This is a genomic window from Gordonia sp. GN26, from assembly GCF_054823965.1.
Genome location: NZ_JSYC01000177.1, coordinates 1 through 6,779, shown reverse-complemented (window position 1 = coordinate 6,779; position 6,779 = coordinate 1). Strand labels below are relative to the sequence as shown.

The window sequence follows — 6,779 nt, the reverse complement described above, 5'->3', positions numbered from 1 at the left end:
GCTGCGCTCGCACCTCAGGGAGCGAGGGGGAGGCTGCGCTCGCACCTGACATACCTGCGGCCGGCCGGCCGTCGTGAGGGTCGAAAGGGTCCGCTCCCTGGGGAGCGCCCGGATCCCGACTGCCGAACCTCAACTCGACCGGCAGACGTCGATCGAAGTCTGCCGGTCGGGTTGAAGTCGACCGGTAATCAGGTCGACGGTGCCTCACCAGGCCTTCGTGGCTCGTCGCTTGCGCTCCTCGCACCTCAGGCAGCAGAGCTGGGCGCGTCGCGTTCTTTCGGATCAGGCAGCGAGGGGGATCCTTCGCACCTCAGGCAGCGAGGGGGAGTTCCTCGCATCTCAGGCGGCGAGGGGGAGTTCCTCGCACCTCAGGCAGCGAGGGGTTACTTCAGCTCGAGGAGCACGGTGCCCTGGGTGACCGCGGCACCGGCCTCGACGGACAGGCCGGTGACGACGCCGTCCTTGTGGGCGGTGACCGGGTTCTCCATCTTCATGGCCTCGAGGACGACGACCAGATCGCCGGCGGCGACCTCCTGGCCCTCTTCCACGGCGACCTTGACGACGGTGCCCTGCATCGGTGCGGCCACGGCGTCACCGGAAACGGCTGCGCCGCCGCCCTTCTTGCGCGAGCGGGCCTTCGGCTTCTTGCGGATGACACCGTTGGTCGAACCGCCGCCGCCACCGAGGGCGAGATCGCCCGGCAGCGAAACCTCGACGCGGCGTCCGCCGACCTCGACCACGACCTTCTGGCGCGGTGCGGCGTCGTCCTCCTCGATCGGCTGTCCACCGGTGTACGGCTCGATCGGGTTCTCCCAATCGGTCTCGATCCACTTGGTGTAGACGTCGAACTTCTCGCCGTCGCCGATGAAGGCAGGGTTGGAGACGATGTGGCGGTGGAACGGGATGACCGTGGCCAGACCCTCGACCTGGAACTCGGCGAGCGCGCGACGCGAACGCTCGAGCGCCTGCTCGCGGTTCTCACCGGTGACGATCAGCTTGGCCAGCATCGAATCGAACTGGCCGCCGATGACGTCGCCCTCGACCACGCCGGAGTCGACGCGCACGCCGGGGCCGGTCGGCTCCTTGTAGACCGAGATGGGGCCGGGGGCCGGCAGGAAGTTGCGGCCGGCGTCCTCACCGTTGATGCGGAACTCGAAGGCGTGGCCGCGCGGGGTCGGGTCCTCGGTGAACTCGAGCTTCTCGCCGTTGGCGATGCGGAACTGCTGACGCACGAGGTCGATGCCCGCGGTCTCCTCGGTGACCGGGTGCTCGACCTGCAGGCGGGTGTTGACCTCGAGGAACGAGACCAGGCCGTCGTTGCCGACCAGGAACTCGACGGTGCCCGCGCCGTAGTAGCCGGCCTCGCGGCAGATGGCCTTGGCCGACTCGTGGATCTTGGTGCGCTGCTCCTCGGTCAGGAACGGCGCCGGGGCCTCCTCGACGAGCTTCTGGAAACGACGCTGCAGCGAGCAATCGCGGGTGCCGGCGACGATGACGTTGCCGTGCTGGTCGGCGATGACCTGGGCCTCGACGTGGCGGGCCTTGTCCAGGTAACGCTCCACGAAGCACTCGCCGCGACCGAAGGCGGCGACGGCCTCACGGGTCGCCGACTCGAACAGCTCGGGGATCTCCTCGATGGTGTAGGCGACCTTCATGCCGCGGCCACCGCCACCGAAGGCGGCCTTGATGGCGACGGGCACGCCGTGCTCCTTGGCGAAGGCGACGACCTCGTCGGCGTCCTTGACCGGGTCCTTGGTGCCGGGTGCCATCGGGGCGTCGGCCTTGAGGGCGATGTGGCGGGCGGTGACCTTGTCACCGAGGTCGCGGATCGACTGCGGCGACGGTCCGATCCAGATCAGCCCGGCGTCGATGACGGCCTGGGCGAAATCGGCGTTCTCGGACAGGAAGCCGTAGCCGGGGTGGATCGCGTCGGCACCGGACTTGGCGGCGGCGTCGAGGATCTTGTCGAACACGAGGTACGACTCGGCCGAGGTCTGGCCGCCCAGTGCGAACGCCTCGTCGGCGAGCTTGACGAACAGTGCGTCCGCGTCGGGCTCGGCGTACACGGCGACGCTCGCGAGGCCCGCATCCCGGGCTGCGCGGATCACGCGGACAGCGATCTCGCCACGGTTGGCGATGAGGACCTTGCTGATTGCGGAAGAGGTACTGGGCACTTGTTCTCCTGGGCCTTACTCGTACTCAGGTGTTCGCAGCGCGGGGCTAGCGCGCGACACGGTTGTCGGACAAACGGTCAAGACGGGGGGTACACCCTCGTCGACCGGGATGCGGACGGCTCGGGCGATGGACGACGCCGGGAGTCCAGCATCGCGACCTTCCGGCCAATACCCTAGCCCACCGAGCAAACGTTCGGTGGAGCCGTGGGTCACAACGCCGCGGAGAACGTGCTCGCATCACCGAGCCGACGGACGAGTTCGGCGAAATTGTGCAGGTAGGCGTGTACAGGACCGATGGTCGGGTCGATGGCACTCGCCTCCGCATCGAGCGGAAAAGGTGACGCATCAGGCATCGGGGCCCCGACGGCGGTGATGTCGGCCGACGCCTCATCGACGCCGTATTCGCGAAGGGGGGATTCGCGCGGAAAACGGGCTGAATAGCGCAAACCGGACGGTGTGCGGTTGATCCAGATGTAGACCTCGTGCGGCGAGTAGCTGTGGCTGCGGATCACCTTCGCGCGCCCGGCGTCGGCGGCTCCGGAGCCCGGCGCATAGCGGGTGTCGATGAACGAGATGACGAAGCGCGGCTCACCCTGATGGCCGATCAGTTCGGCGACCCTCAGGAAGGGCAGCGCGGCGCCGTGACGGCCGCGCTTGAGGACAGCGGTGGAACGGGCGACCGCTTTGTCGAAGGTCGGGGAGTCGGACATGTCGACCCAGAACGGTGCGACGCCCACGAACCAGCCCAGGGACGTCAGCCACTGGGTGTCGTTGCGGGTGTGGCGGGGCAACACGCAGCGGAAGTCCGCGTCGCCGGTCATCTCGTGATGGACCATCGCGAACGCCGCGAGGATGCCCGCGGTGAGCGTCCCGCCGGCCTCCGAGCAGATCGCGGTGAAACGGTTGGCCGTGGCGTCGTCGGCGATGACACCCCACAGCGACTCCTGCGGGACCGTCGTCTCCTCGGCGTACTCCTGATCGGCGGTCCTCGCCTCACCGGCGTGCGATCGCAGCAGAGCCGGCATGTCGCCGGCGCCCGTACGCAGGAACTCCGACCACAGGGCCACCGCCGGATGGTCGCCGCCGGTCTGGTCCGCGAGGCGTCGTTCCTCGGCGCTGAAGTCGACGTAGCTGCCGACCTCGGGCAGGTTGGCGCTGCGGTGTTCCCGAGCCGCGCGATACAGCGAGACCAGCTCCTGTTGGGCCATGATCAGCGAGTACCCGTCGACGAGGGAGTGGTCGGCGGCGAACAGCAGTGTGAACGAATCGGCCCGGCCCACCGTCGCGAACAGGTAGGCGGGCCAGTGCAGCGGTGCGGTGGCACGGTCGAAGGAACCGCCGAGTTGTTCGACGAGCGGCCCGGACTCGCGGAACCAGCCGATCCGGCCCATCTTGAGTTTCACGGTGCCCGGGTCGGTGGTGAGCCGCTGCAAGCCGGTGCCCTTGATCACCACATGGCTGCGCAGCACCTCGTGGCGGTCGATCCACTGGGTCAGCACCGAGCGGATCGCCGGGATCGACAACGGCTCGTCGAACTCGATGGACAGACCAAGCCACGCCTCGCGGCCGCCCTCGCGCTGGGTTCGCACGCGGTAGTCGAAGGCGGCACGCAGATGCTGCTCGTGGTTGTGCGAGGTCAGACGGGAGTCGTGGTCCCACACTCCCAGTCCGCCGGGGACATAGGGAGTCCACTCGACGAGCCCTCCCGGGGCGATGGGCTCATCGCGGATCTGGATGAACTTCATGCCCCGGGTGTGTAAGACCCGGAACCGGAGGTCTGGTTGCGAACCTGCGCCTTGATCCGGCCGAGCATGCCCGCCATGCCCCGGAGACGGAGCATGCTGACCACGCTGCCGAGGCCGAGGTCGTAGTAGAAGTCCGACGGGACGTCGAGGATCTCCTGTGCCGAGGCGGTGTCGAGCCCCTGGTGCAGGATCGCCGCGAAGCCACGCGTGGTCGGTGCCTCGCGCGGCGCGGTGAAGTACAGGCGTACCGATCCCGGATCGCCGGCGTCGACGGACAGGAACACCGGTGACTGGCACTCCGGTACCGGTTCCATCGCATCCTGCTGCAGATGCTCAGGGAGGTCGGGGAGTTCGTCGGCGAACTCCAGCAGCAAGGTGATCTTGTCCGAATCACCAAGCGCGGCAAAGTCGTCGACGATCTCGGCCAGGGCTGCGGGCAAACTCATCGTCGATCAGGGCTCACTTGGAGCCGGGTGCGGCACCCGGCTCGTCGCCGACCGCGATGGGCACGCGCACCGCGTTGCCCCACTCGGTCCACGATCCGTCGTAGTTGCGAACCTTGCTGTACCCCAACAGGTGGGTGAGCACGAACCAGGTGTGGCTGGACCGCTCGCCGATGCGGCAGTAGGCGATGGTCGGGGTGTCCTTGTCGAGGTCGCCGTAGATCTCGTCGAGCTCGGTGCGCGAACGGAACCGGCCGTCCGGTGCGGCGGCCTTGGCCCACGGGATCGACACCGCGGTCGGGATGTGACCGCCGCGCAGCGCACCCTCTTCGGGGTAGTCGGGCATGTGGGTGCGTTCGCCGGTGTACTCCTGCGGCGAGCGGACGTCGACGAGCGGCTCGGTGCCGAGCACCTCGAGGACCTGCGGGGCGAAGGCGCGGATCTTGGTGTCGTCGCGCTCGACGACGGGGTAGTCCGACCGCGGGTACTCGGGGACGTCGAAGGAGGTGTCGCGGTCCTCGGCCATCCACGCGTCGCGACCGCCGTCGAGCAGGCGCACGTCCTCATGACCGAACAACGTGAACACCCAGAGTGCGTAGGCCGCCCACCAGTTGGACTTGTCGCCGTAGATGACGATGGTGTCGTCGCGCTCGATTCCCTTGCTGCGCATCAGTTCTGCGAACTGCTCACCGTTGATGTAATCGCGGGTGACCGGATCGTTGAGGTGCAGGTGCCAGTCGATCTTCTGCGCGGTGGGGATGTGGCCGATGTCGTAGAGCAACACGTCCTCATCGGATTCGATGATCTTGAGGCCCTTCGCGCCCAGGTGAGCCGACAGCCACTGAGTGGTCACCAACCGCTCAGGGTGGGCGTACTCGGCGAAGGCCGGATTCGGGTCGGTTTCAACACTCACGGTCTGTTCTCCAGCTTGGTGCGTTCGGGCGTCTCGACATTCATCGCGCGGACCGTGACCGGTCCCGGAGATAAAGGGTAGGGCATCGCCCCGCGGGGCCGCCCGGTGGCAGATCGGGTGCGGTCTGCGATGCCCGGCCGGGCCGTGCTTCGGTCGGATGACAAACCGCAGGTCAGTGGGGTGGTTGCCTGCTAAGTTCGCCCAATGATCGATCGACGTGGGGCTCGGGTGGAGCGCCGGAGTGTCTCGCGACTCATGCGGTGGGGCGTCCCGCTGGCGGTGGCGGTGCTCGCCGCGACGAGCGGATGTTCGCTCATCTCCGCCGACGACTCGTCGAGCGGGGCGCCGTCGTCGACCTCGTCCTCGGAGCCGGGGTCGCCGACCCCGAGTTCGCCGTCGCGGTCGCGGATCCCGTCGTCGACGCCGAGCCACGCCGACCCCACCCGATGCAGTCCGGACGACTGCCCGGAACTGGCGACACCCTCGGCGGAGCTCATGACGAGCGGGGTGAACTCCTCCAACGTCGACACCGCGGTACCGAAGTACCTCACCACGCTGCTCGACGACCTCGACCAGACCTGGGGTGGTTGGTTCGACGAACTCGGCTGGGGTGACCCCGCACCGGGACGTGTCCTGATCGAGTCGGGCATCTGGTTCGCCACCGAATGCATCGACGAGGACGGGGCCTCGAACCGGATAGCGTCCGACGAGGCGAACGCCTTCTTCTGCGGCGTCGACGAGGAACGCAACGGCGACGGGCAGGAGACCGAGGGCAGCATCGTGCTACCGGTCGACACCTTCGCCGCCATCTGGGACGGGAACGTCTTCGGGGTGCCGTCGCCGATCGTCGGCGACTTCACCGCCGCCATCGTCGTCGCCCACGAGTACGGGCACAACGTCGTCTTCCGGATGGCCGAGGCCTTCGACATCCCGGAACGGCGCCTGCCGCAAGGCAAGAACGGCGAGTTGGTCGCCGACTGCCTGGCCGCGAACTGGGCGGCCACCGCCTACCAGCGTGACGGGTTGGGGCCCAAGGAGATCCTGCAGGTCGCGACGCTGCTCCCGATCATCGGTGACACCGGCGGGGCGATGGGGCACGGCTCGGCGGTCGAGCGTGCGCGAGCGCTCACCATCGGACTCACCGGGCCGCAGTTCAATCGCCAAGGCCAGCCGGTGGACTGCCTGCAGCGGTACTGGCCGGAGTTCTTCGAGGTGACGTGAGCGCGGGTGGAATGACGTCGCACGCGACATCAGTCCGGCCGTTCGACTTCGGCCGAAGTCGTTCCCCCAGATTGATGTCGCGCGCGACATCAATCGCCGCGCAGCGGGACCCGGGAGAATGCGGCACGGCGGCGCGAAAATCTCGTCCCCCTGAGCGGCTTTCGAGGGCAATATGCCCTCGGATGGTGCTCACGGGGACGAATTTTTCGTCAGTTCACCGGGCCGTACTGGTCGAGTGGTTCGAGGTGCGCTGACCCTTCGAGGCTCGCTGCGCTCGCACCTC

Annotated in this window: 6 protein-coding genes; 1 reads left to right on the top strand and 5 read right to left on the bottom strand. The window is 68.0% G+C overall.

Going from position 1 to position 6,779, the window contains the following annotated elements; translation table 11 throughout:
- Positions 1–383 precede the first annotated feature (383 nt).
- The 5 genes from OK17_RS22565 to OK17_RS22545 all read right to left on the bottom strand — a co-directional run bounded on the left by OK17_RS22565 (position 384) and on the right by OK17_RS22545 (position 5,805).
- A complete protein-coding gene (locus tag OK17_RS22565) occupies positions 384–2,174 on the bottom strand; it encodes an acetyl/propionyl/methylcrotonyl-CoA carboxylase subunit alpha (RefSeq protein ID WP_461418824.1) in 1,791 nt (596 codons plus the stop codon).
- 209 nt (positions 2,175–2,383) lie between these two features.
- Positions 2,384–3,919, bottom strand: a complete 1,536-nt coding sequence (locus OK17_RS22560; RefSeq protein WP_461418823.1) for a condensation domain-containing protein — start codon at positions 3,917–3,919, stop codon at positions 2,384–2,386.
- On the bottom strand, positions 3,916–4,365 hold the full coding sequence (locus OK17_RS22555) for a SufE family protein (protein ID WP_461418822.1): 450 nt from the start codon (positions 4,363–4,365) through the stop codon (positions 3,916–3,918). The genes OK17_RS22560 and OK17_RS22555 overlap by 4 nt, the downstream gene beginning before the upstream one ends.
- Positions 4,366–4,378: 13 nt before the next feature.
- Complete coding sequence (locus OK17_RS22550) at positions 4,379–5,275, bottom strand: sulfurtransferase (RefSeq protein WP_461418821.1); 897 nt, start codon at positions 5,273–5,275, stop codon at positions 4,379–4,381.
- 191 nt (positions 5,276–5,466) lie between these two features.
- A complete protein-coding gene (locus tag OK17_RS22545) occupies positions 5,467–5,805 on the bottom strand; it encodes a hypothetical protein (RefSeq protein WP_461418820.1) in 339 nt (112 codons plus the stop codon).
- Here OK17_RS22545 and OK17_RS22540 point away from each other — a divergent pair.
- Positions 5,783–6,496 carry a neutral zinc metallopeptidase gene (locus OK17_RS22540; protein WP_461418819.1) on the top strand — a complete coding sequence of 238 codons (714 nt, stop codon included), beginning with the start codon at positions 5,783–5,785 and terminating at the stop codon, positions 6,494–6,496. The two genes, OK17_RS22545 and OK17_RS22540, sit on opposite strands and share 23 nt — an antisense overlap.
- Positions 6,497–6,779 lie beyond the last annotated feature (283 nt).